30 protein-coding genes are annotated in these 24,484 nt (G+C 58.8%); 1 reads left to right on the top strand and 29 read right to left on the bottom strand.

The features are described 5' to 3' along the window. Nucleotides 1-14: 14 nt before the first annotated feature. The 23 genes from D882_RS0114070 to D882_RS0113960 form a co-directional block, all read right to left on the bottom strand. Nucleotides 15-323, bottom strand: coding sequence for a phage tail assembly protein (locus D882_RS0114070; RefSeq protein ID WP_027923839.1), 309 nt, complete (start codon nucleotides 321-323; stop codon nucleotides 15-17). Nucleotides 324-334: 11 nt separating this feature from the next. Continuing rightward, nucleotides 335-838, bottom strand: coding sequence for a phage major tail tube protein (locus D882_RS0114065; RefSeq protein WP_027923838.1), 504 nt, complete (start codon nucleotides 836-838; stop codon nucleotides 335-337). A gap of 12 nt (nucleotides 839-850) precedes the next feature. Then, nucleotides 851-2,014, bottom strand: a complete 1,164-nt coding sequence (locus D882_RS0114060) for a phage tail sheath family protein (protein WP_027923837.1) — start codon at nucleotides 2,012-2,014, stop codon at nucleotides 851-853. 136 nt (nucleotides 2,015-2,150) lie between these two features. Further along, nucleotides 2,151-2,633 carry a phage tail assembly chaperone gene (locus D882_RS1000000132685; RefSeq protein WP_155953729.1) on the bottom strand — a complete coding sequence of 161 codons (483 nt, stop codon included), beginning with the start codon at nucleotides 2,631-2,633 and terminating at the stop codon, nucleotides 2,151-2,153. Next, nucleotides 2,633-4,684 (bottom strand): phage tail protein, encoded by a 2,052-nt coding sequence (locus D882_RS1000000133545; RefSeq protein ID WP_050590197.1) that lies wholly within the window; start codon nucleotides 4,682-4,684, stop codon nucleotides 2,633-2,635. Before D882_RS1000000133545 ends, D882_RS1000000132685 begins: the two co-directional genes overlap by 1 nt. Next, a complete protein-coding gene (locus tag D882_RS0114045; RefSeq protein WP_027923836.1) occupies nucleotides 4,677-5,288 on the bottom strand; it encodes a phage tail protein I in 612 nt (203 codons plus the stop codon). The genes D882_RS1000000133545 and D882_RS0114045 overlap by 8 nt, the downstream gene beginning before the upstream one ends. Nucleotide 5,289: 1 nt before the next feature. Beyond that, a complete protein-coding gene (locus D882_RS0114040) occupies nucleotides 5,290-6,168 on the bottom strand; it encodes a baseplate J/gp47 family protein (protein WP_027923835.1) in 879 nt (292 codons plus the stop codon). Then, nucleotides 6,165-6,491, bottom strand: a complete 327-nt coding sequence (locus D882_RS0114035; RefSeq protein ID WP_027923834.1) for a GPW/gp25 family protein — start codon at nucleotides 6,489-6,491, stop codon at nucleotides 6,165-6,167. Before D882_RS0114035 ends, D882_RS0114040 begins: the two co-directional genes overlap by 4 nt. A 13-nt stretch (nucleotides 6,492-6,504) precedes the next feature. Then, nucleotides 6,505-6,726, bottom strand: coding sequence for a hypothetical protein (locus D882_RS01000000131140; RefSeq protein ID WP_032833526.1), 222 nt, complete (start codon nucleotides 6,724-6,726; stop codon nucleotides 6,505-6,507). A gap of 57 nt (nucleotides 6,727-6,783) precedes the next feature. Next, entirely contained in the window at nucleotides 6,784-7,344 is a 561-nt protein-coding gene (locus tag D882_RS0114025; RefSeq protein WP_027923833.1) for a phage baseplate assembly protein V, read from the bottom strand. Then, nucleotides 7,311-7,874 (bottom strand): hypothetical protein, encoded by a 564-nt coding sequence (locus D882_RS01000000131135; RefSeq protein ID WP_050590201.1) that lies wholly within the window; start codon nucleotides 7,872-7,874, stop codon nucleotides 7,311-7,313. The genes D882_RS0114025 and D882_RS01000000131135 overlap by 34 nt, the downstream gene beginning before the upstream one ends. Beyond that, nucleotides 7,867-8,499, bottom strand: coding sequence for a phage tail protein (locus D882_RS0114015; protein WP_027923832.1), 633 nt, complete (start codon nucleotides 8,497-8,499; stop codon nucleotides 7,867-7,869). Before D882_RS0114015 ends, D882_RS01000000131135 begins: the two co-directional genes overlap by 8 nt. Next, the gene (locus D882_RS0114010; protein ID WP_027923831.1) at nucleotides 8,496-8,810 is read right to left on the bottom strand and encodes a hypothetical protein; all 315 of its coding nucleotides are present in this window, start codon (nucleotides 8,808-8,810) and stop codon (nucleotides 8,496-8,498) included. The genes D882_RS0114015 and D882_RS0114010 overlap by 4 nt, the downstream gene beginning before the upstream one ends. Nucleotides 8,811-8,812: 2 nt before the next feature. Further along, nucleotides 8,813-9,808, bottom strand: a complete 996-nt coding sequence (locus tag D882_RS0114005) for a major capsid protein (protein WP_027923830.1) — start codon at nucleotides 9,806-9,808, stop codon at nucleotides 8,813-8,815. 62 nt (nucleotides 9,809-9,870) lie between these two features. After that, complete coding sequence (locus tag D882_RS0114000) at nucleotides 9,871-10,215, bottom strand: head decoration protein (RefSeq protein WP_027923829.1); 345 nt, start codon at nucleotides 10,213-10,215, stop codon at nucleotides 9,871-9,873. Continuing rightward, nucleotides 10,212-11,360, bottom strand: coding sequence for a head maturation protease, ClpP-related (locus D882_RS0113995; RefSeq protein WP_027923828.1), 1,149 nt, complete (start codon nucleotides 11,358-11,360; stop codon nucleotides 10,212-10,214). Before D882_RS0113995 ends, D882_RS0114000 begins: the two co-directional genes overlap by 4 nt. Next, complete coding sequence (locus D882_RS0113990) at nucleotides 11,357-12,841, bottom strand: phage portal protein (protein WP_027923827.1); 1,485 nt, start codon at nucleotides 12,839-12,841, stop codon at nucleotides 11,357-11,359. Before D882_RS0113990 ends, D882_RS0113995 begins: the two co-directional genes overlap by 4 nt. Then, entirely contained in the window at nucleotides 12,841-13,047 is a 207-nt protein-coding gene (locus tag D882_RS0113985; protein WP_027923826.1) for a phage head-tail joining protein, read from the bottom strand. The genes D882_RS0113990 and D882_RS0113985 overlap by 1 nt, the downstream gene beginning before the upstream one ends. Before the next feature lie 51 nt (nucleotides 13,048-13,098). After that, nucleotides 13,099-15,108 carry a phage terminase large subunit family protein gene (locus D882_RS0113980; protein ID WP_027923825.1) on the bottom strand — a complete coding sequence of 670 codons (2,010 nt, stop codon included), beginning with the start codon at nucleotides 15,106-15,108 and terminating at the stop codon, nucleotides 13,099-13,101. A gap of 3 nt (nucleotides 15,109-15,111) precedes the next feature. Then, nucleotides 15,112-15,711 (bottom strand): hypothetical protein, encoded by a 600-nt coding sequence (locus tag D882_RS0113975; RefSeq protein ID WP_027923824.1) that lies wholly within the window; start codon nucleotides 15,709-15,711, stop codon nucleotides 15,112-15,114. Between the two features lie 410 nt (nucleotides 15,712-16,121). After that, on the bottom strand, nucleotides 16,122-16,463 hold the full coding sequence (locus D882_RS0113970; protein WP_027923823.1) for a hypothetical protein: 342 nt from the start codon (nucleotides 16,461-16,463) through the stop codon (nucleotides 16,122-16,124). A 157-nt stretch (nucleotides 16,464-16,620) separates the two neighbouring features. Further along, complete coding sequence (locus tag D882_RS1000000131650; protein ID WP_027923822.1) at nucleotides 16,621-17,067, bottom strand: DUF1737 domain-containing protein; 447 nt, start codon at nucleotides 17,065-17,067, stop codon at nucleotides 16,621-16,623. A 128-nt stretch (nucleotides 17,068-17,195) separates the two neighbouring features. Then, nucleotides 17,196-17,531: a phage holin, lambda family gene (locus tag D882_RS0113960; protein ID WP_027923821.1), complete on the bottom strand. Its 336-nt coding sequence runs from the start codon at nucleotides 17,529-17,531 to the stop codon at nucleotides 17,196-17,198. A gap of 660 nt (nucleotides 17,532-18,191) precedes the next feature. On the opposite strand from D882_RS0113960, the gene D882_RS1000000133540 reads away from it, so the two are divergent. Then, nucleotides 18,192-18,302, top strand: coding sequence for a DUF3606 domain-containing protein (locus D882_RS1000000133540; protein WP_081743959.1), 111 nt, complete (start codon nucleotides 18,192-18,194; stop codon nucleotides 18,300-18,302). Between the two features lie 102 nt (nucleotides 18,303-18,404). Here D882_RS1000000133540 and D882_RS0113955 read toward each other — a convergent pair whose 3' ends face one another. The 6 genes from D882_RS0113955 to D882_RS0113925 all read right to left on the bottom strand — a co-directional run bounded on the left by D882_RS0113955 (nucleotide 18,405) and on the right by D882_RS0113925 (nucleotide 24,351). After that, the gene (locus D882_RS0113955; RefSeq protein WP_027923820.1) at nucleotides 18,405-19,760 is read right to left on the bottom strand and encodes an ATP-binding protein; all 1,356 of its coding nucleotides are present in this window, start codon (nucleotides 19,758-19,760) and stop codon (nucleotides 18,405-18,407) included. Continuing rightward, nucleotides 19,736-20,401 carry a response regulator gene (locus tag D882_RS0113950; RefSeq protein ID WP_027923819.1) on the bottom strand — a complete coding sequence of 222 codons (666 nt, stop codon included), beginning with the start codon at nucleotides 20,399-20,401 and terminating at the stop codon, nucleotides 19,736-19,738. Before D882_RS0113950 ends, D882_RS0113955 begins: the two co-directional genes overlap by 25 nt. A gap of 98 nt (nucleotides 20,402-20,499) precedes the next feature. Next, nucleotides 20,500-20,937, bottom strand: a complete 438-nt coding sequence (locus D882_RS0113945; RefSeq protein WP_027923818.1) for a hypothetical protein — start codon at nucleotides 20,935-20,937, stop codon at nucleotides 20,500-20,502. 27 nt (nucleotides 20,938-20,964) lie between these two features. Next, the gene (locus tag D882_RS0113940; RefSeq protein ID WP_027923817.1) at nucleotides 20,965-21,729 is read right to left on the bottom strand and encodes a membrane protein; all 765 of its coding nucleotides are present in this window, start codon (nucleotides 21,727-21,729) and stop codon (nucleotides 20,965-20,967) included. Between the two features lie 934 nt (nucleotides 21,730-22,663). Continuing rightward, a complete protein-coding gene (locus tag D882_RS01000000131125) occupies nucleotides 22,664-22,975 on the bottom strand; it encodes an addiction module antidote protein (protein WP_050590196.1) in 312 nt (103 codons plus the stop codon). A gap of 266 nt (nucleotides 22,976-23,241) precedes the next feature. Further along, nucleotides 23,242-24,351, bottom strand: a complete 1,110-nt coding sequence (locus tag D882_RS0113925) for a hypothetical protein (RefSeq protein WP_155953728.1) — start codon at nucleotides 24,349-24,351, stop codon at nucleotides 23,242-23,244. Nucleotides 24,352-24,484 lie beyond the last annotated feature (133 nt).

The following is a 24,484-nucleotide window of genomic DNA, read 5'->3' as shown; positions in this document are numbered from 1 at the left end:
TTTGCAGTTTTGGGTTAAACCCCGTCGTCTGCTCCCAGACGAAAATAGGCGGTCTGCAGACGACGGTAATCACGCATTAGCAGCCCCTCCAGATCGCCCCGGCCGATGCTCGCCAGGCTGCAGAACAGAACCATTTCCTGTTCTTCTTCATTGGTACCGCCCTGTAATGTGGCGGCGCGCATTTCGCGTACCGTTGGCTCGCGCAGGGTCAGCTTGTCGACCTTGATACCGTTGGCCTCGCTCGGTCGAGACAGGACTACGGTGACAATGCCATCACCCAGTTGCAGCCACTTGGGCAGGACGTTGTCTTTTGCATTACTCATGGTGTGGCTCCTTACATGCCCAGGGCAGACCGCACGGCGGCCAGTTGGTCGACGCCGTCAATGACACGAATCGAGTTAAGGGGATCGATTTCAAACATTACGCTGCCGTCGATTTCCAGCTTGTAATAGGTCACCGCGACGGCGTACTTGAACTCACCTTTTTCGCCCGCTTTCCAGTCCCCGGGATCGACTTCCTTGAGGCCCCCTCGCAGGGTGGCAACCACCGCCTTGACCGAACCTTTCTCGCCCTTGAAGGCCCCCCGAAACGACGCGTTGAACCCGGTCATATCGGCCTGACCGAAGAACTTCAGCACCTCGCGACGCACGCCGTTGGTGATGAAGCTGGCCTCGAGCTTTTCCATCCCCACGTCGAGCTCGACCGCCGCGTCCATGCCGCCCGCACGGTACTCGTCGGTTTTGAGGGTCAGCTTGGGCAGGGTCAGGCTCGGCACGTCGCCTTGCAGGCTGATACCGTCGACAAACAGGTTGGTGTTGTAGAGCACTTCCGGAATCATAAAGCGGCCTCCTTAGGCGGCGGTGTCCAGCACTTCAGTGATCCACTGATCGGTCACCTCCACGCGGAAGTTCGGGTTTTCGGCCGGCGGCACATCGGTGAAACGGATGTTCCAGTACACCTTGCCGTCGCTCAGTTCGCTGGAAGTGTTCAGCTCTTCGTCGGCATACACCTCGAAGTTGATGATTGCGCCCTGATTCTTCAGGTCGCGCATGAACGCCTGCAGGCCTTCGGTCACGTCCTTGACGTAGGTCGCGGTGATCGAGCGGTCCACCGCCCACTTGTGTGCGTAGAGGATGGCGTCCATGACGATGTCCAGCGTGCGCACGCGGGTGACGAACTTCCATTTCGCGTCGCTGGACAGCGTGCGGTTGCCCCACAAGCGATAGCCGTCATCACGAATGATCGTGGTGATATTCGCGTTATTCAGCACGTTGGCCCGACAGGAAGGATCGCCGTCGAGAAACTCGATCGGACGCGTAGTGCCGGTGATGCCGACAAACTCCTTGTTCGACGGCGAGGCCCAGAAACCGTAGGTGGCATCGGTCCAGGCAAACAGGCCAGCAGTCCAGGCCGAAGCCGGCGCGTTGATCGTGGCACTGGTCGTGGTGTCCCAGAACTGCACGCCCGGATCGACCATATAAGCGTGTTTGCTGCCGAAATTGGCGGCATAGGCAATCGCCGCTTCGTCGGTGGTGTTCGGCCCGTCGATGATGGCCATGGCGCGCATCTTGTCGCCCAACGCCACCAGCTCGGTGCCCACCGCCAGTGTCGACGAGTACCCCGGCGTCACCAACAATCGCGGCTGGGCGTTGAACTTGCTTTTGCCGTTGAGCAACGCCTGCATGCCGGTACGGGTGCCGTCGGCCCAAACGCCGCCGATGATCGCGGACAGTTGCTCGGCCGCGTCGTCCAGCAACGGCACACCGACGGCGACAATCACCGCCTTGGCCCGCTTGAAAATAGCCTTACAGTCCTTGGTGATCGCGGCGTCCGGCCCCCACGCCGCGACTGCCTCGCTTTCGCGGGTGATCAGCAGCAATTCATTGGCAGCGGCAGTGGCCGGCGGGCCCACGGTGAAGGTGTTGCACAGGCCGATGATCGACGCGGACGGGGTGGCGATGTGGCGTGCCCCGGTGTCCACCAGGGTCACGGTGACGCCGTGAAAGAAACTCATTGAGTGATACTCCAAAACGAAAAAGCCCCGCTTAAGCGAGGCTATGAGGGACGTGACGCGTAATCGAAAAGGAAACGCCCCGGCAATGCGGGGCGTCAGGGGGTCTGCTGATCCGGTTTATCCGGCCATCTAATCGTTAAGCGGTCGGCCTCACTGGACGCAGGGTGGAATCCGGAAAGTCTGGCGACTGGGGCCAGTTGCGAAGGTCCACGCGGTACTGCCGCCACTGCGCAGGCGTACTCACAAAAGCAGGATCACCGTCCTCAGCTTTCAGCAGTTCCACGTCCGCAACTGTCAGCTCTTGATCACGCCACGAACGCTCAGCATGTTCAGCATGGACAGCGATTGCGGGGCTTACTGGCAGGGCACCAACATCGACGCTGTATTCCTCAATATAATTGAATACCGCTACAGTGGCCGGAGCGTCATCACCTTTAACTGCCGTAAATGGAATCCAACCGTACACTTCGTGAAGAACTTCACAGTCAATAGCCCCATCCTTAAACTGCTTCAGGTTTTTGACTTCATAAACCCACGGTGCAGGTGGCTCAGGTGGCGGTGGTATATCCGGTGGAACAAATTCAGGAATAACGTGTGGTTCAATAACTTCGCCAAGCATTAAGCGACCCTTTTACAAATAGTTGTTGAAAAGACATTTCCCGCAGAACTATTTGAAACGCCCCCGCATACCATCCAAGTACCGCCGGGAGCCCCGTAGTTCTCGCCACCCGCGTTTGACCAACCCAGATACCCCCCTTCCACTAATGTTCCCGGTGGTATTGCGCCCGAGTTTATATTCTTAACAACAATAAACATCCCATAGGTGCCCACGCCGCCGATCGGTTGCGCGGCTATTTGGGACATCAAATTCCAGTAAGCGATATAGTTGGCGGCGATCCAGCTACTTAAATAGCCGCCCCAAATTGGCCCGTAACTGTTGCCATCAGTGCCAAACATGGCAACACCGGAGCCGGAATAACAACCGCCACCGGCGTAAAGTCCTGCGTTGGCTGTAATGTTGCCGTAGGACAACACGCCCGCCGCGTAAGCCGTACCTCCGATAGATATGTCAGTGCCAACGTTTGCCGTGTTCAAGAGGTTGGCGTGACCGGAAACCTGTATGCCATTGACGAAAGCCGGAGCACTCAGCGCTGCGTACAAGGCAGGGTCAAAATTTGATGTATCCCAGACGGTTTCCCATTCGTCCCAAACACCGGCAATCAAGGCCCGGCGGTATAGGGTCTGGTCGTTAAACCCATATAGCTCCTGAAAGGCGTATTGCCCCGGTGTAATAACCGAGACGCGAACCCAACCCTCATAGAGTTCACCATCTGGCGCTCCCGTAGCACCACCGACGTAATAGAGGGCGGACACCGTGTTCAGGTCGCCGATATCTACAGCACCCGCCATATAGGCGGGCCCGCCCAAGCCGAACGCTCCGACCTTCATCAGCGCATCAGCGGTTACATCGTGTAAGTTGGTTTGAGCATCGAGGTATGCGGCGGTTCCTAACCCCAGGTCATCGCCTGTCAGCTGATCACCGCCTGTCACCAAACCTTGGGCATTCACGCTGACGGTGGAATAGCTGCCCGCTGCAACGCCGCTGTCGGCCAAAGTGATCGCTATGTCAGCGTTGGCGGTACCATCGAACGACACGCTGCCGCTAGCCGCCCCGGATACGCTCAGCGTGCGCGCTGTTTCCAATTGGGTGGCCGCCACCGCGGTTCCGTCGACGGGCAAAGCATCGGTGATGCCGTAGCCATCCAGAGTGGTCGGGTTGGTACCGGCGACCACCCGCCCAAGGGCATCGACGGTGACACTGCGAAAGGTCCCTACGCCTGCCCCACTGCCACCCGCGATCATGTCGAACTGCAAACTGGTGGTACCGAGGTTGATCGGCGCGTCGGTGACCAACTGCCAGAGGCTGTCGCCGTTGTTCGTGCCCTGCTCGACGTGGATAAACAGCCCCGGGGTCACTTCCAGGCTGTTGTCGGCATCGGCGGCCCGCGTCCAGCTGTCGGCGCTGGCGACATAGATCCCGTTGTCCTGTGCCAGCGCCTGAGCGGTGACCAGCACTCGGTCACCGGTGGCCACAGCCACGTCATCGACCGTCTGCAGATTGCTGAGGGTAATGGCGGCGGTCGCTGCCACTCGCGCCGATTGTTTGTGATCCAGCTTGGCCAGTTCCTCCTGAATCTTGAGGTCCACGTATTCACGCGTGGCCAGCACGACGGCTGGGTCAATCTTCAGCACGATGTTCGCCGAGCTGCTGACGATGAAATTCATCCGCACAACCTGAGTCTTGCCGCTGCCCTGGTCGAGCAACGGTTTATAGCTCGGCGCACAGTTGGCCACCGCCACCAGGTCGCCGTCGACGTCATATAGACCGATCTCGCGAATCCACTCGCCGCCTACTTCGGGCGGAATGATTTGCTCGGTGATCACTGTGTTGGGGTTGGCCGGATCGACTCGGATCTGATTGATCGGCGCCCGGCGCCATTCGTTGATCAACTGAGTTTGCAGGCGGTCGGGAATCGGGTCGGTGCCGTTGGCATCGCCCAGGCCCATCTCGGTAAACATCCAGTCCTGGCCCATGGCGATGGCATTGGCGTGCTTGGCTTCGCCCACGGCGGTGAGGATGGCAAAAAACTGACTGGTCTTATCAATCATAGGGATAAACGTCCAAGGTATCGGTTTCATCGACGCAGAGCGCCGGGCCAAAAGTGCCGGTCACGTCGATGTCTTTCGGGGCTGGTGGGAATACGTCGATCTCTTCGCCTTCTTGCACGCACACAGCTATGCCCAGTACGCCCTCGGTCTGCAGACTGAGCGCCAGGTTGGTCATGTGCCGGCTAACCGGGCGGGCGTCGTCGATCAACCACGCCAGTTCCTCGTACAGCTCCTCGGTGATGCCCGAGTCATTCAGCCCGACCTCCAGGGCAAAGGTGCCGGGAACGCCTTCCGGCACGGTGTCGAACCACTCGACCACGTCGATCAGGTAGCCCAAGGGCTCTACTACTCGGCGCAACGCACCAATGGTGCCTTTGCGCGCATGCACGTCGTACGCCGAACGGATCGCCGTGCGCTTGGCCTCCTGGGTCCAGTTGTTGTTCCAGCGGTCCACCGACCAGGACCAGGCCAGATACGGCAGCAAGTGCTCAGGACACGAGTCGGCGTCATACAAGTTGCGTAGCGGAATCAATGTGTTTTCGTAGTTGGCCGCTTCCACGGCCAGTTCCAGCGGCGTGCTGTTGAGCGGTAACTGACTGCTCATGTCAGGCCCCCAAGGTCACGGTGTATCCAGTGCAATACGCTGCCTCGGCCTTGCTGGGTTTGAGATCGGTCCAGCCCAGCAGCTCGACCCGGGCGATGCCGGGAATGTGCAGCTGTGCATCGACGCCCGAGCGCGCGACTTCCAGCCCCAGACGGCGACGTGGGTTGATCCACTCGCTCAGGCGCTTCTGGCTTTCAGCCAGGTAGGCTTCGTTTTCCGGCCCCGGGGCCTGCGGATACAACACCGCCTCGATGCGGTAGTCGATCACCGCCGCACTCTGCACCGTGAGCCGATCGGCCACTGGCCGCACATCTTCGTCATTCAGGTGCAACCGAACCTGTTCGAGTAACTCGGGCGAAGCGGTGCCGCTGCCTTCGAGGCTGAGCACGGTGACCACCACCACGGCCGGCGATGGGCTTTCTGCCGTGGCATCGGCCACCAGCCCGGAGGCGTTGCGCGCATGCAGGATGTAGCTGTTACGCGGCCCTGCCGTGGTCAGCCCCTCATACGACAACTGCACCCGCTCGCGCAGGGCATCGTCCTCTTCGAGCACCTGCGGCGTCGGCGGTACCGTGCTCGGATCTCCGGCCTGAATCACCAGACGCTGCAGGTTGACGTTGGCAGCCAGGTGATCGAGGTCGGCCCGCTCGGCATGGGCTAGCAACAGCGCCTTGCCGGCATCGTTGACTCGCGCCCGGTTCTGCAAGGCGCCATACGCGGCCTGCTCGATCAGCTTGAGCACCGGATCACTTTCCAGCTCCGCGCTCCAGTTGTCGCCCATGCTCAGGCGGAAGGCTTCAAGTTTCTCTTGGTAGACCGCCTCAAAGTCGAGGTCTTCCAGCACTTGCGGCGGCGGCAGAGCCGCCAGTTCCATGGTCATGCGGACACCTCCAAAATCACGTCGCTGCCGAGGTACTGCCCGATCAGCTCAAAGGTGATACGCCCTTCGAGAATGGCCACGGCGCGCACCCGGCCCAGTTTCAAGCGCGGCTCCCAACGCCCGAGCGTGCTGGCCACTTCCGCTTGCACGGCACTTTTCCAGCCGTCATTCACCGGCAAGTCGACAAAGCGCCGCAGCTTGCTGCCGTACTCCGGGCGCATGCGGCGGCTGCCCAAGGGCGTGGACAAGATGTCCTCGATGGACTGGCGCAGGTGATCGAGGCCGGAGATGAGTTGGCCGGTGCGGCGGTCCAGTCCGATCATCCCGATCACTCGATCAGCCCTCGACCGCGACAAAGTCCTTGCGACCGTGCAAATACTCGATCGCCACCGTGTCATCCGAGGCCACCACAACCTGGCCCTTTTCCACTTTCAAGGTGCGCTCGGCGTCCAGCAGGATCAGCACCCGCGAGGTGAACAGCGTGTCGCGAAAGAAGCTCAGCGTGGCCGGCGCGGGTGCAACCGTGGCGGCCGGAACTGGCGTGGATTTACTCGTCATGATTTTTTCTCCAGACATAAAAAAGCCCGCACGAGGCGGGCTGAAGATGATGTGCACTCAATGCGAGTGGTTGCTGCTGTTGCCTCCGGCATCCATGATCGTGCCGGCGCCGGTGATGTCGCCGGATACGCTCAGCGCACCGTCGATGTTCACCTCACCCGCCAGCGTGATCTGGCTGGCCGTCACCCGGACTTGAGACGGCGTCACTTCAAACTGCGAGCCACCGACCGCGATGGTCGCGCGGCTGCCGTCGGGTAACGCGATGCTGTAGCTGCCGGCTTGCCAGTCGTAGACCAGTGAGCCGCCATCGTCGAAGTACCAGGCCTCGACGTGATCGCGGTTGTCCGGCGGGGCCCCGGCGTTGCCATACAGCCCCGGGATGAACGTGCCCATCGCCGGATCACCGCTGGGGCTGAACAGCGCGCCCTGCTCATTCAGGCTCGGCGCGCGCCAATGACGGGCCTTGCCCGCCGCCAGACTGTGCCAACGCACCCAGGCACTGACCCAAGTACCGGCCTTGACCCGCACTCGCCCGGCCATCAGATCAATGCCGACCACCACACAGGGCATCAGCATCGCAGCGATCATCCGGTCATGTTCGGCGCTGGCGTATCCCATGCCAGATCCTCCGGCTGAAAGTAGTGATCTTCATTGCCGGTACCGGTGCAGCCATCGACGTTCAGGTACAGCGTGCCAGGAGGCTCGACTGGCCACTGCCACTCGACTTCGCCAAGGTAGATCTGCTGAGTCCATTCCACCACCCACACGGTGTAGCCATCCAGTTCGGGCTTGGTCCAGTCTTGGCGCGAGGCCACGAATTGCGCCTGCTCGACATTGTCCAGACCCCAGGTCTGCCCCCGAAGGAGGATTGCTATTTGCGCCGCCAATTGGGCACCGAGTTGCTGATGCCGGCCCAACTCGGGCGCGACAATAATTCGCGCTTCAAAACGTTGGACCAGCACCGTTTCACCGGTACCGATGTCTTGCCCGGGCTCAAACTCCACCGGTTCCAGGAACACCGCCGGCAGCGCTACCCGGTCCTGAATGTCTGGACAGGTCGCGACAAATCGCACAGAGGGCAGCGCTTGGCGGAGGTGTTCCTCTATGGCGGCGTACAGCGCGTCCAGCGAAAAAGCAGGATCAGACACGGGCGCTCCCCTTCAGGTACTTATGCAGTTCAAAGTTCATTTCCTGCTTGAACACGATCAGCAGGCGCTCATCGGCTTTGTTGGCCCAGGTGTAAAAAGGCTCTTCGGCGTCTTCGAGCGAAACCGTGGCCTTGGCGAGCGGAAAACGATTGTCGTTTTCCGCGATCCAACCCGAGCTCTTACCCCCTGTCGCGGATGCGCCGCCGGGATAGTCGTCCGGGTTGAAATGTTTGCTGGAGGTACGAATCCAGATATCCGCCTTGTTGCCATACACACGCTTGTAAAAAGCGCCCTGATACCGTCGTCCCGCCACCGAGACACCGGCCTTGCCCTGACGGGGATTCCCTACCCGGCTGGCGTCCATTGGGTTGGTGCCGAACCAAAGTTTGCCCGGTTGCCCCTGGCCTTTGATGGGATAACAACGCAGACGCTGCCGCACTGCCCGCACGGCAATCCGCTCCTGCTTGCTGACATCGCGCGCCATGTGTGTGGCCAGCCACCCCAACGTCTTGTTAATCGCCCGTCGTTGCGCCGCGGCCACGGCCTTGGGCATCACCTTGGCCAGTTGTTCAAAAGCCTGCACATCGTCAGCCGAAAGCTGCAGCGACACCGGCACAGCACTCATGCTTTTAACCTCAGCGACAAGGCCACCAGCCCATCACCCGCTGGTTCCAGGTGCGTCAGGGTGTACTCGCCACCGCCGTCCAGGGCGGGCAACTCGATGAGCACCGTTTGCGTTTTTTCCACGCCCGCGGCATCGGCGACCCGAATGTGAAAACACGGCTCGCGCAGACCGGTGTTCAAGCGACCGATCTTGGGTTGCAACCAGGGTGCCGAAAACATGCCCAGCACCCGCCGACCTTCGATGTAGCCAACGTCGGCCAGGGTGTCGAACACCACGCTGTCGATTTCCGCGACCAGCTCTCGAAAGGCCATGATCAGAGCGTCAGCAGGATCTGCGCCCGCGGACGCGTACACAGGTGCAATGGGTTGGACTGGGCTTCGCCGGCCATGCCCTTGTTGAACGGCAGTGGTTCCAGCTTGCTGTAATACGGCAGGCCTTGGGTATTGGCGGTCTCCATGTAGTCCGCAGGGGCAAAGCAGGAGATGTACAGCTCCGGCACGCCTTCAGGAATCAATAACGCCTGATCGTCGTGGATAAACGATACGCCAGCGATGCGCCCCCGGTAGCGCTCCCAGACGATGCCACCCAGCTCGAAACTGTCCCGCGCATCGCCACGCAATTCCGCGGCCTGGATCGTATTGAGGTAGGTTTCCTCAACCGATTTGTGCGTGATCAGCTTGTTCCAGAAATTCTTGCCACAGAAGGCTCGCGCGCCCGAGCTGGTCACGCTGCCCAGCTCATCGTCTTGCATGTCCAGCGCTTCGGCGCACTTGACTCGGATCTTCGTCGCCGAGTCGTTCAGGCCCATGGACAGGCGTTGTTGCTCCACACCAAATGCCTGATAGATGTTCAGCAGGACCGTTGAGCCATCCGCGTCCAGCACCAGACCATTGAGCGCACCCATGCGCTGAAATTCATGGGTGGCATCGAGTTGACGCTTGGCTTTGCTCAGGCGCGTGTTTACTACGCCCTGCACCGCCTGCAGTTCGGTGGTCGTACCAAAGGCGCGAATGCCTTGAATCTCGTCGGCCTTTATGGTGAAACGCTGCGGCAGGTGCACGGTGTTGAACGGAATCATCTGCCGCTTGCTGGCACCCACGACCAGCCCCGAGGTGCCGCGCTCACCCGCCGGCACCAGCGCCAGGGTGTTACCGTCCTTTTCGATCTGGACGGTCAGGGTGCTGATGCCTTCCTCGCGAAACAGGCCCAGACTGCTGATGCGCCCCGGCAAATATTCCTGTTCGTTGATCGCTGCGGTCAGCGAGGACACCGAAAATACATCGTCGTTAAAAATGCCAATATCGGCCATAAAGAGGCTCTCCAGAAATGCAAAACCCCGCACAGGGCGGGGTTGGGGAAAAGGGAACTGACTTAGCGGGCAATCACAAACTGAGTCGCCAAGGCTGCTTCAGCGTCAGCGTCGAAACCAGTCAAATGCACCTCGCTGACCTCGGCCAGTCGCACCACCGCACTGGCTCGACGCTCCTCGGTCGATTCGCCCAGTGGCCCGTACAGGATGCACGTCGCCACTTCCGTGCCGTCGGTGGCGACGGGATCGTAAGGCGCAAACTCATTGGTCGCGGTGACCAGTCCCAGCACCTGGCCGGCATTCAATGCGGGGCCAGCGGCCACCAGAATGGATTCACGAGAGATCTTCCCGGCCCCTTCGGAGAGCAGAAACTCGCCAGCGTGTAGCGTTTCGTACTTTACGGTCATGCTCGTGCTCCTTTTGCACTGTTGGATTGCCCGGCATGGGCCGCCGAACGGGCGGCCCAGATCGAAGAAGGATTCGGTTGTTTCGCCTGCACCTTCGGCGCGGGGTCATCGTCGAGGGGCACGCTGTTGTCGATTTCGAAACCGTTGCCGCTGCTGACGATCTTGTCGAACAGCCGCGCCCGCACCGCGGGCTCATCCAGCCCCGCGGCCACGTAATCGGCGCTGAGCTCTGGAAGGCGTGCTGCGACGCACAGGTCATGCACCGCCTTGGCCCGGGTTAGCCCCGCCAGGACGATCTCCTCGCTTTCAAGCTGGGTCGAACTGAGCAACGGCGCGACCAGGTTGCTGATCCCTGACTCGGCACAACGCTGAGTGATCAACAACGCCAGCTTGGCCGAGTCGACCACGGGCGCGGGTGGATCGTGTGGCTCCAACTTCGGATCCGGTTCGGGTGCCTCATCAAGTTGGGCCAGCAGTTCGGCCGGTGCGTGCTGGTAACGCTGGAGCACCGCGCCCTGTCCCAAACACGCTTTGACCTGAACCCCGTCGCCGACCTCATCGGCCAAGCCCAGGGCCACTGCTTCATTGGCAGTGAGCCAGGTTTCAGCGGCGACCATGCGCCGCAGCTCAGCTTCATCGATGTTCGGTGCCTTGGCCATGTAGGCCGCGATGATTGCCTCCATGGTTTGGTCGAGGACATCGGCCACTTTACGAAAGCTGTCGGCATCGCCGGCCGCATAGGTCCACGGATTGTGGATCATGTACATGGCATTGGCCGCGATCACCACCTTGTGGGCACCGCACACCGCGACACTGGCCGCGCTCGCAGCCAACGCGTCGATGCGAGCCGTGCAACGCTCGCCCAACCGCGACAAGGTGTTGTGCATGGCCAACCCGTCGAACAGGTCGCCGCCGATGCTGTTGAACGCCGCGATGACCGGTGACACGCCGTCATCGACGGCGCGCAGATCCTGCATGAACTGACTGGCGGTAATGCCCCAGGTACCGATCTCGCCATACACAAAGACTTCGATCACGCGCTCGGTGGCTTCGCCGCTGGCGTGCACGGCGTACCAGCTTTTGTCCTGCACTGGCACGTGTTCGCCGGCCCTGTTGTAAATGCGCGGAGTCGCGTTTTTGCTCATGTTTGCTCCTGGTCGTCGAGCGCCTGAAGCAGTTCGACGAGCGTGCTGTAATTAAGACCTTTGCCCCGAGCCCGCTCGGCATCGGCGGCGTTTTCTTCGTCCACCGTTTCGGCGTCATAACCGGTGCGCAAGACCATCTCGCTGCGCGAGGCGAAGCCGGCGTTGACTTCCATCGTGCGGGACTGAACATCCTGAACCGGATGGATATAGGCCCAGCCTTGTGGCACCCAGCGCGTGCGCAGGTACTCACGTCGGCGCTGGGCATAGTCCGGCAACAGCACGGCGCCACTGAGCACCGCCATGTCCATCCAGGCGGCCCGCACCGGGCGACACAACTGGTGCACATACACACCAAATTGCAGTTGCTCCAGGCGACGCCGGAACTCAGTGAGTACCACGCGCAGTGCGCGGTCATTCACCCCGCGCATGTCGCCCGTGAGAATTTCGTAGGGCATCCCGGCACCGGCGGCCGCGGCCATCAGTTGCTGACGCATGAAGTCCGCGTAGTTGTTACCCGCGTCCGGTGGCGTGGAAAACTCAACCTCCTCGCCCGGTAACAGCTCCTGCATGGTCCCGGGTTCCAGGGCGACCATGGGCGTGAATCCATCCGAGGCAAGGTTCAACGGCGCACCGGTCACCGGGTCCACTGGAGTCTGGATGTCATCCGGCGATGGCTTTTTGATGAAACCGGCGAACAGATTCGCCACCTCCTGACGGAACAGCACCGCATCGTCGTAATTGTCCAGGCTGCGCAAGCGTTTGAGGACCGGCGACAAGCGTGGCAAGCCGCGCAACTGTCCCGGCTCGACCGGCTCAAAAATGTGCAGCACCTGGCTGGCCGGCACCCGCACCAGCTGGTTGTAGCCACTGTTCAAGGACGAGGCATCTCCGGGATGCGAACGGTACATCCAATACGCTACCCGACGGCTGTCCGGAGTGAACTCGATCCCGGCGCGGATAACGTTGCCATTGCGCGCCGCCTCGAACTTGTCGTGCGGCACAAATTCCGGGGCCAGCACCTGAAGCTGCAACGGCACCACCAAGCCTTCGTCGAGGCTGCGCGGACGCAAGCGAACAAAACATTCACCGGCCGTTTCCACGGTCCGCGCGATCAGGGCCTGTTGTCCGTAGAAGTCAGTCAGACCATCGGCATCTGACTCTTCTGCCCAATCGGCCCAGAGTTCCTGTAGCAGGTGCCGAAGTTCATCGTCTTGGGTTTTGGGCCGCGGCGTGATGCCGGTGCCGATCAGATTGCTGACCCGTTTATCGATGACGTTGAAGGCGTACGGGTCATTGCGCACCGCTGCGCGGGAACGTGAGCGCAGGTTGCGCAACGCCGGAATCGCAATGCTGTTGAAGCCGGCGTCGGGTGCATCCCAACTCGCGGAACGACGCCCTTCGGCGGCCCCTTCGTAACTGGCCTTGATGTTCGACGGAATCAGGAAACCGCTGCGGCCCAAGGTGGGAAAGTGACGAGCCATTACAGTCCCTTGCCTCCATGATAAAGCCGTACGATGCGCGACCGAGGACCAGCCGCCGCAATCAGCGAGCTGCGAATTTCATCGCGTGCCCTGAGCAGTTCGTCGATGTCGCGGTACTCAACGTTGCGATCCGCGTAGCGCACGATTTTTTCGCCGCGCGCGATTGCCTTCTCGACCGCATCGAGTTGCTGTTGGGTAAAGGCCATGGGATCGCTCTAAAGTAAAAGACAACGGGGTGTGCAACTGAGCGTTTTCACTCAGCGTCGTTTTTTCAGGTAGCCGCTGTTGGAGGTGCGACGCTGTGGGGGGCGTGCAATCAGCACCGGTGCTCCGGCTGACTTGACCGGTGGCGGTGCGGGATCTGCAGTTGGCTGCCGTGATATCTCCGGAGCGCTGACACGCTCAAACGTGACAGCTTTCTCGCCCAGTGGCGCCGCCTGAAACAGAGCATTTCTCACCCGCTCCCAGTCGTGTTCCTTGTAGCGATTCAAGCCCAAGTAATGCGCCATCGCCAGGCTGTACACCATCAAATCGAGGGCTTCGTTACGCTCCGCTTTGCCCTTGACCCATTCAATTTTTTTGTAGCCTTTGACGTAACGGGTCACCTTGCGTTCGGCGACACATTGGGCAAAAAAATCATCGGGCAGGTCGTTGGCAAAGTGCAATGCACCGGGACCGTCCTCCACTGGATAGCGGTTGTAGATCCAATCTTTGGCGGTGTCAGTGCCGACGAACCACAGCTCGACGCCCTTACGTTCGGTCTGACCTTTCCAAGTGACATCCATCATCGATGGCCGCTGCGCAATGACCGGTCGACCCGGCTTGCTCGCGCCCTTGACGGCGAAGATGTTGCGCCAACGCCGCAGCCGGCAGAACTGGTAAACCTCGTCGGTGTGGTTACCACCGGAGTCGATGCCGGCCGCCCGGATCGTCAGCTCCACACCACACGGGTGGGGGTAACGCGCCTTGAGTTTGTCATCGAGCACCGACCAGGTGCGGTCGTCGGACGGATCGCCCCAGATCACCTGGTAGTCGATGATCCAACGCTCCATGCCGGCGCCCCAACCGACCACCATGAACTCCAGCCGGTTGGCTTGGACATCCACCGAAGCCGTGAGCATCAACACAGCAAACGGCATCGAACCCAGCCCATAGCTTTCCAGGCGTGCCCGCGCCATCAGGACATCCGCTTTGTTTTGCTCCTGGGCACTGTCCCAAACCTTCGCCAGACGGGTGTTGTAGAACACCTGCATGGGTTCCAAATCGCCGCGAGACATGGCGGTTTTGGCCTTCTCGAACTGCTTGGCCAGTGATGCCCAACCGGTCCAGCCGGGAGGCGAGTACAACGCATTGAGGTTGAAGCCGACGGTTTCGCCATCACCTGTGGCATGCGCGCGCCACTCGCCCTTGGTCAACATCTCGCCCTTGTGATGTTCTTCGATCAGCACGTCACAGTCGGGCCCGGCGCACTCGTAGTGCGCCAGTTGGCAATCCGCCGAGTAATGCAGGCGCTCCCATTCCAAGACTTGCATGTGCCCGCAAGTCGGGCATGGCACGTAGTAAAAACGCTGGTCGCTGGTCTCGAACAGATCGGCAATACGCGAAGCCCCTCTGATCGTCGGCGAACTGGAAAAGTAAAACTTGGCGTTACGGCCAAACGTACTGCCCCGGGTTTCAGCCAGCTCGATCGGGTCGCCCTCCTCGCCCACGTCCACAACCCAGCGATCCACTTCATCGCCGTAGATATAACGGGCCGACAACTCTGACAGGTTCGCCGCCGAGCCGGCGGTGGTGACATACAACGAACCACCCTCGAACTCTTTGGTGTCCATGGTGTTGCGTGCAGAACGCGAACGGTTCGCCGCCACCCGTTCGCGTAGCACCGGGGTGGCCTTGATGGTCTTGCCGATGCGCGACGAGACTCGCTTGGCCAATCCCAGGCTGGGCAATAGTGTGAGAATGTTAGACGGTGCCATATGGATCAGACCGCCAATCCAGTTCAAGGCGATCTGGGTTTTCATCAACTGCGAAGCCACCATGGTCACCACGCGCTTGCACGGATGTGCCGGCGATAGGCAACGCATGGGCTCGCGGGCATAGGGTGTTCGCGCTGTGCGGTACTGCCCAGGTTCGGCAGCCCCTGCATCACGCGGAATGCGCATGAACTCGTCAGCCCATTGATCGATCCAGACATCCGGCTCGGGTCGCAGCCCGCGAAAGTACGCCTCCCGGTACACCGCTGCACCGTCGGGCATTTCCGCTGACATGGATTAACTCGCTGCAGTCAAAGAATGGATGAGGTCTGTCGAGGCCATCCGTTCTGCATCGTCCAGCACCCGGCGCAATGCGGCAGTGAGGTGCTTCTCGATTTGCCAATGATCACTCATGGCCGCCAATTCGGGTGCCAGCTGTGGCGGCATGCCGAGCAACAGATCTCGCAACATCCGCCCCGTCGTGTACGCCGCCGTTTTAACGGCCTCCAACTCAACATGAGCGCCGCGATTTTTATGAAACTCGCTCTCTGTCAGGCGTGACTCATAAAATTCGCGGTAGGCACGAGACTCCTGAAAATCCGGGATGCCTTCGACAGGCAAAGGCGCCTGGAGTGGAGCAGTGTTTGGTGGTTCGTATGCGATGTGAGTGGCCGGGGTATTTCCGTCGGGCCTGCGCTGAATTCGTTCACGCTCGTGCCGCGCCGCCACGTTGGCTTTGCTCGGATCCGCGGTGCTGAACAGGAGTCGATCCGTAGCCTCGACATCCACCATGCCATCCGCCATCAACACCAAGCGTCCTGCCTTAGCCAACTTCGACACGTAGGGTTTCGACCACCCTTGGCGAGTGGCGAACTCCGCTTTGGTGAGTGCTGTCATGTCGATACCTTACGGTTAACCCGGCGGGGCCGAGAGTTAACCGAGTAAATTAGTCGGTTAACTCCTAGGTTAACCACCTCAACGCCACGGTCTGCTTGGCTTTCAACCAAATTCATGGCCGTTTTTTCAATCGCTTAGTTAACACCTGGTTAACTGCCTTAGTTAACCGCTCTGCAGGCCGCGGCCCGCATGGCTTACAGACGAATCAGGGGATAGTCGAGTTAACTAGGTTAACTCCTAAGTTAACCGCCCTGTATGCCGCAGCCCACAAGGCTTTCAGCCCAGTTAACCAATGGAGTTAACCAGTTAACTAACTTTGGTGGGGTGCCGCTAACGCGTTCGCGCGAGTCTTATGCCCCGTGTTCCTTGGAAGTTGCCAGGGTCCCCAGCGTCTGCCGAATGACGTCGCTTCACAGCCGCCCAAGCAAAGCGACCGACGTGCCGATGCCAACAAGAAGCCCGAACGCCAGCCCAGCTGTAAATGGCCAGACAGTTGCTGGCTTATATTGGAAATCGATAGTTTCAGCCGAAGCGACCAGCCCTTCTGGCTGCCCCGGCATTAGATCATCGCTTAGGGTGTGCTCCCGAACCAGATCAGAACGAACCAAAAAACCACGATCAGAACTACGGCCTACCATCTGCTCGTCTTTGTGCAAGACCAACTCCCCTCCGTAGTACACGAAACTGTCAGCTTCCACGCAAACCGGAGCATAACGATCAGGAAGGTATACAGCGAACGTGGATTGGCTCATCAACTCACCTCTTTGAAACGATAAAGACTCACCGGATGGCGAGCCCAGAGAATAGAAATAGGGTTCTGCGGCGTCTGCTGAGGTCACTGAGTGCGTTTGAAAGGGAGGCAGTCGACTTAGACCATCACCTATTACAGCGAGATGCCTTGTTTGTGGATCATGCGGATATCTCTGCAATCTGACGGGCAATTTCGTCATGGATCAGTTTGGCTGACCAGGTATGCGCGACGAGGTCAGTGCCTGCGACCAACAGCGCGGCATCACCCTCGACGGGAATGGCCGGCTTGTCGCTCAGGTCGTTGTAGCTACCCGAGAAGTCAGAAGTCCCACTGCCGATAGCAGAACGAGCGGTGGCGGCGTCGACACTCACCAGCACAGCCTTACCAACATCCGAGGCGTCCGAGATGCTCTCCGAGGTGATGTCACCTGGCGCACCATCGGCATTGCTCGATCCCTTCACCACAGCCTGGAGCACTTGAAAGCCTTCAGTGATGGAGACAGGACTACCGTACGGCTGCCAGCCATCAGAGATGGCCTGTGCCAGCTTGGCCGTCACCTCCTCAGGAGTGTCGGCAACGACAGTTTCGTATTGGGTGTAGGCCATTCTTTAAACCTCAAAATTGAATGTTTGAGCGGCAAGCGGCTGGCATGCAGCCGACTCAACACAATGGATTTAGCCCGTCGTGGCATAGCACAGCAAGAGCACAAGAGGCACCACCCATGGGCAGCGCTTCATGGAGCCGAATTTGATTTAGGAAACTTGAAGTCGGCGAACCGATCAGCTAGATCGGCAATCTTCTTCACACCAAGGAAACCGATGAACACCCCCGCAGCCGTTGCAAAGTTCTGCGGTAAGCCGAAGAACTCCAGTAGCGGAATCAAGCCAATGGTGATCAGCGTGCAAAGCGAGGCTTCAAGCAGTGCCTGTCGTCGCGTGCCACCGCCGTAAATGATGCGCAAGGCACCCACCACAAACGACAGTGCTCCGGCGTAGATCGTCGGTGCATGCTGCCCCAGCCATGCGAGAGCAAGCAGCCAGGTGTCTGGTTTGTCGGGCATGTTTGTCATCCGAATTTCTCCCTTTCGGGAGCGCAATAGATTCGGCTCCAGCAGCACTCCCAGCTTGGAGCGATGGGTATGGCGGAGCCGAAAACGAAAAAGCCCTGCTCGATGGCAGGGCTTGTAAATGGATACAAAAAAACCGACTCAATGGTCGGGTTCTTGAAAGGCGTCTCGCTGCGTCACAGCAACACACGCTGCTATAAAAGCAGGTCTATTCCGCGTGGAAAAGGCTTTTCCTCTGAAAATGAAAAATCGCACCCAACTCGACCATACGTTTGCTTTCGCGTTGCCCATCTCACATAAGAAATTTGCTCATCACTCTTTAACCACGATGGAGAGAAAACTACGCAATTCAGTCCTGTGTGAGAGGCAGTAATCACCCCGTAGCTGCCGCGGGCGACAGGTGGCATTCGGCCAATAGCAGCCGTTAAACCTGCTATCACTAACGGCCATCAGAAGGGTCTCATGCACGCTACGGAGACAAAAAACCACATAAGATTTCAGTCGAGTTTGCGAATTCTTCCCAAAAACATTGAAACTGCCTCGATTCGGCTATCCTATTCCTCATACCCAGCGAATCATGGACGAACCTATGCGGCAACGAAATCTCACAAATGGCTCTGACGAGATCAGAATCAATGCTAACGACACCTTCGAGCATAATTATTGGGGAAAAAATTCGGCGTAACTACGAGCGAGCTCAAATCCGCAGTGAAAGCGGTGGGCGATGCCCCTAGCGCGGTCCATAGTCAACTTGAAAGCATAAAAAAACTCTAATGATACATGCTCTACGTGGTGAGTCGTCGATGGACAGATTTATCACTGCGAAACTGGTTCAAGGCTATCCAATTCTGGGAAGATCGCGGACGTAGACCAAACCTAAAATACAGGTCGATTCAATCGTACAGTGACTCGCAATCCTTTTTGGCTTAGTTCATCTAAATAGTTAAGCGTGACACTTGCATCATTACGACTGGCTATCGCGCTGACAATAGACAAACCTAGCCCTGAGCCAGCTTCACCGGTCCCCAGGCTGCGGTAAAACGGATCGAACACCAGCGCCTGTTCTTCGGCGCGAATGCCCGGCCCCGAGTCCTTGATTTCGATGAGCGCGCCCTGCTCCGTCCGTTCGACGCTGAGGTCGACTCGTCCGCCCGCCGGGGTATAGCGGATGGCGTTATCCACCACGTTCTTGATCAGGATGAAGAGGTCCAGTTCGTTGATGACGACCTGCACGTCCTCGACGCTTTCCACGCCGATATCGATGCCTTTGTCATCTGCCAGTGGCAGCAGGTCTTCCAGCACTCGGCGAAACACTGCATGCACCGAAACGGCGACCTCGGCGCGTTGCGCGATTGATTGCGCGGCGGCCAGGGCGAGCAACTGCTCAATCAGCTTACGACTGCGTTCGATCCCCTGAGCCAATGGCAAAAAGTTCTGCCGGGTGACGGCCGACATGGGCGTAGCGGCCAATCGCTCTGCCTGCAGGGACAGCGCCGTCATCGGCGAACGCAGCTCATGGGCGGCATCGGCGATAAACCGCCGCTGCGCCTCCATGGCCTGAGCAACGCGGCGGAGTAATCGATTGATCGCCACAACGAAGGGCCGGATTTCGTTCGGCAGGTGCTGTTCATCAATCGCATGCAGCGCCTGTTGGTCACGCTGATCGATTTCCGCCGAGAGCGTCGCGATCGGGCGAAACAGCTTGCGCACCAGATCCCCTACCACCAACAGCAGCACCGGAAACAGAATCAGAAATGGCAGCAGACTGCGCCAGGCGCTTTCCCGTGCTTCCTTGTCGCGCACGTCGGCTTCCTGCGCGACGGCGATGCGTTCGCCTGCCGATGTGGTTCTGACCAGCACACGATAGTTTTCACCGGCGATATTCAGCGTTACCAGACCATCGGCCAGGGTCAGGGGAAAGGGCAACGGAATGCTCGCGTCGTCAGTGCCGACGGCTTTGCTGCTGTCGGCCAGGTACTGCACGGTGATTCGGGAGTCTTCGTCATCGCCAACGACCTGCCCGGCAGCGGGATAACCCAGGGTCATATGCTGGCGATCGAACAGCAGCGCCACCTGGCGCAAGCTTTCGTCCTGCATTTCGTGCGCTTCGTCGAGCGCCGAGATGAACGCGAATGCACCGGCGAGCAAGGCGACGATGAGAATGGCCAGTGACAGCGTGATGGAAAGCCGTGACTGCACCGAGTCGCTCAAACGCCTTTTGAAACCATCCATCCCATCCCCCTGACATTCTTGATGATATGGTTTCCTAGTTTGCGCCGCAGTGCATGGATCAAAAACTCCACCGCGTTGCTTTCCACTTCGTTGCCCCAGCCGTAAATCCGATCCTCAAGTTCGCTGCGCGAGAGAATCGCACCCGGGCGGATCAACAGCGCCTGCAACAGTGCAAACTCGCGGCTGGAAAGCTGCACTTCGGCGATTTGAGCGGTGGAGGCCTGTTTGGAAACCAGGTTCAACGACACCTCGCCGTTATCCAGCAACGATTGTGCGTTTCCGCCGCGACGGCGCAATACCGCTCGCATCCGTGCCAGCAACTCGACCATGGCGAAGGGTTTGAGCAGGAAGTCATCAGCGCCACCATCGAGGCCGCGCAGCCGGTCATCCAGACCATCGCGGGCGGTGATAATCAGCAACGGCACGGGGTTGTTGTGCGCGCGAATGGTGTCCAGCACATCGAGCCCGTCCTTGCCGGGTAGGCCGAGGTCCAGCAACACCAGATCGTAGGTCTGGGTGTCCAGCGCCGCCAGCGCGGTGAGGCCATTTTTCACCCAGTCGGTGGCATAACTGGCTTCTTTGAGCGCAGCCTCGATGGCTTCGCCAATCATCAGGTCATCTTCGACCAGCAGAATCCGCATGCAGCGCTCCGACAGAAAAAGGCGCGAAAGTCATTGCCATCGCGCCTGTATTGAAGCACTTGAACCGACGTTTGTCCGCCGCCGGTTCAGCGCTGCGATCACTTCTTGCCATTCATCGAATCGAAGGCTTTGAGCAGATCGTCCATGGCCGCTTTGCAGTCAGCCTGCTTGGGCGAGCTGGCGCGCAGGGCATCCAGCGCGCGGTCAATGGCCTTGTCCAGCACATGCCAGTCAGCAGCGGCACGCGGCTTGATGCCGGCTTCGGCGGAGTCCCAGGTGGTCTCCAGATCCTTGATCCGGGTCTTAGCGCCGAGCAGGTCATTTTTCTCGACCCGCGCGCTGACGTCGGCGGCGATGTTGCGAAACTCGCTCAGGTCACCCAGCTTCGAGCCCGATTGCGGCGGCGCGCTCAAAGAGGTGGTCGGCGCACCGGCAGCGGGTTTGTCCGCTGGTTTCGAGCAGCCGGCGATGCTGCCGAGCAGTAACAGAGACGAGATGATCGCGGCGTGGCGAAAAGCGATTTTGAAGCTGTGCATATTGATTCCTTGATAGGTGTCTGAAGGTTATTCAATGGCGGTTTTACGGTTGACGAGGCTGATTTGCGCGACCGCCACCAACAACACGATGACGGTCAAGAAGATCGCGCTGGTCCAGGCGGCGCCCATGCCCAGGCCGCCGTAGGTCTTGGCCTGGGTCAGCAAGTCGCCGAGGGAGGCGCCGAACGGCCGGGTGAGGATGTAGGCGATCCAGAAGGTCAGCACCACGTTAGCCCCGAGGCGCCAGGCCAGCAGCGTCGCCGCAATCAGCGCACCGAAAATCACCGCACCGAGGGTGAAACCCAGCCCCATCGCTTCCGTGGCCAGATCCCCGGCGGCGGTGCCCAGGGCAAAGGTGCACAGCACCGTGGACCAATAGAAGAGCTCGCGCCGCGGCGTGTTGATTTCGCGGATCGACAGGTTGTTCTCGACGGTGAACCAGATCAGGAAGTTCACCGCCAGCAACACCGAGAACACCGCGGTGCTGACATACAGGCTGATGTCGAGCATGTCGGTCATGATGTCGGTGATCTGCGTGCCGACGATGCTCACCAGCACAACGGTCAGCCAGTAGATCCACGGCGAATAGACGGTTTTGCGCATTTGCAGGAACAACGCCCCCCCGAGTAACAGCGCCATGCCGATGCTGGTCCAGCCAGCGCCGAAGCCGGCATCCACGGCGAGGAAGTCGGCGCCGGTTTCACCCACGGTCGTCGAGAGAATCTTGATCACCCAGAAGGCCAGTGTCACTTCGGGGACTTTGTTGAGCCATCCGGCTTTTGCGGGATTCATGTGCGGTTCGCCTCTCCTGAACAGCGCTGAACTTGCGCTGTGGGGACGATACGACCCAATACTTAGCTGGGACTGAGGATTCGCTCAATATTAAAGAGCGCGGTAAAAACATTTACCGATCTCCGACTAAATCAAGTCGTCTTCAGCACCGGTTGTCTGAATCGCCCCTGCTCTCGTAGACAAATTCGACTGCCCCCTTTTGGCCGAAGGCGGCGTTCACTTTATTTTCGCTGGGATGCATCCGGTTCTCCGTCTTCTACGTCAATCAATCGCCCTCTTTCGAAGGGTGGAAGAATCAAGGAGATGCCATACACTCCAGTGGAGTCATACCGTCATCGATACGGTTCTGATGCCGAAGTTGAGAGCCGATTTCGTTTCTACTGGACTACACTTGACTATTTCTGCCCCCTAGAGACAGCAACGCCATCACTTTACGAGGGAAGATATGCGGGCTATTTCAACTGCTAATATCGCCTACGGAACCCAAATACTATGCATATTCGGTGCGTTGGGTTTGGTGTTCCTTTGGGGGCTTGGCTTAGAAGGAAGTTACGGACTCTACGCACTTGTACTGGGAGGCATTTTCATAGCAGTAACTTTGTGCGGGAACTACCTAGCAAATGGTAAAAAGCTAAGGTAGCCCCCTCAGTCCAGATTCTTAGCCTTGTGGCCGGTTCCTAATGTCAGCTTTTGGCCGATTCTGTTGAAAACAGTCGGTCATCCAAAACTGACTGCTCATTGGACGGTGAAAATGCCTTTTTGCGCGCTGCTACGTGAAATCTGAGTCCGCAAGCATCTGCCAAAAGTAAAGATTTCAATCTTGGATGCTTACTTTTCTGACGCGCAAACCATGGCCGACTTTTTCAACAGAATCGCCCCATAGGCGACGTTCATCGGACGGTCTCACACGTTTAGCTGCTTTTTGCCGTGGTGTTTATATCCGTGAACTGCCTCCATTTCCGGGAACGGTTGCGACAACGATCTTGACTTTGATGCCCAATGCCGTGGCCACTTTCAGAACGATAGAAAGGTTCGGATCACCATCCTTAGAAAATGCCCGGTACAGCGTCGCTCTACTAATTCCGGTCTCGCGAGAAAGCCGGCTCATCCCTTTGTCTCGCGCAATTGTGCCCAGTGCAGCAACCAATACGCTCGGATCATTCGCCATCAGACCGCTCTCCAGAAGGGCGGCAAAATCCTTATCACTGATTCGACTGTCCGACTCAACCAAACCTGTGTAACGCATAGCAGCCTCCCCGTGACAAGAGCGTCTCCTAAGGCAATGGCTAAGCCAGAGTCGGTGAAGATGCGCATATGAAAATCTAGACCATTCCGGACGGATTAACGCGATGTGCTGGCTCTTTCTATTCCGCACTCTGAAAGTTAAGTGCGTTGATGTTCCCCGATCTTCATGACTGAAGGGCAGAAGTCGACCCGCAGCAGCCGCTCAGCCTCCACTGAATTTGGCCGTTTGTTAGTTTTGGCGCGAGTGATTTCGCTGCAAAATGAGATTCAAGTGAAAGGATCGGGTTGAACCAGCAGAGTCGGCGCTTTCTGTAACGATTGATCAGGCTTTACCGAGCTACGCATTCGATTGCGGATGGTGGTCGCAATATCCTTCGACACCTGAATGGGAGTCGTGCTTGTCTCACTTGCGCAGAAGAGACAGAACTGATTTCCAGGTGGGCTAAGCAACCAGCAGGCAGAGCACTGTACGGCCTGGCCACCCCACTCTCGGGCTGCTCGGAGCCACTGGTTAGCGATCAACTCCTCTCGCCGCTTGAGATCGGGCGGCTCATCTTTCGTTAGGATCCCCCCAGTACGCTGTGCCTCCGCAATCTCCGATTGGATCTGCCTATGCGCTGCCAACGCGGCGGCATGCTCGGCCACCTTGACTGCTTGCGCATCTCGCTTCGCTTGTTCGATCGACCGCAGGCGACCCTGCTCCCTTTGCCATTGGTCGTTGCAGCGAACAACTTCGGCCGCGAGTTCTACGTCAGCACGCTTGATCAGCATTTCCCCCCGAATCGATCGAATCCATGTCCTGGTGGTGGGATCGGACAGAACGGCTCGTTCAAATGTTGTCGGATCGTTGATCTGGCTCAAACTGAGCTCGCTGAGGTCAATCTCAACTGATGAAGCTTCGATGTTAGAGAGCCGCTCGTACCGCTTGCTCTCTGTTCGGGCGGAGACTTTAATCCGTACAAACAACTGGCGTTTGCCGGAAGTAAGAACCGCATGGCCTAAGACGTCACCAAGGTCTACAAATCGTTCGACCTTTTCAGCAGTAGCTGACGTTTCCGGGAAAACTACTTCGCGAGACAGGGTGCATCCAGAGTCAGTCATGATGCTGAGCCGACGATGGAAAGCTGGAAGAATAAGGCATCGCTGTGCAGCAACTAGAGCTACAGCCGCCCGTCGCACACCAGCTGTGTAGCCGCTATCACAATATTCAGAATGGACATGGCGAAAATGCGGGATGACTTTCTGGCCACCATTCGCAGCATTCAGCGGATTGCGACAACCCGGGCAGATACAGCCACAAGCAACGCCATTTTCGACCTCAAAGGCCCGGAAAAACTTGCCCTCACGCTCACCGAATGGAATCTTTGTACCCTGCATACAACTAACTCTCGGTAGCACCATCAACGTAGCTAGCCTCTCAAAAACGAGGCCTATTCTCCAACGTCCGAACGACGAAATACCTAGTTGTGCAGATGGATGACAGACTTACGGCCAGGCTCAGCAGGGTCTT

Origin of the sequence: Pseudomonas sp. URMO17WK12:I12 (assembly GCF_000514395.1) — a bacterium.
GTDB lineage: Bacteria > Pseudomonadota > Gammaproteobacteria > Pseudomonadales > Pseudomonadaceae > Aquipseudomonas > Aquipseudomonas mucoides.
This window is presented reverse-complemented; position numbering and strand designations above follow the sequence as displayed.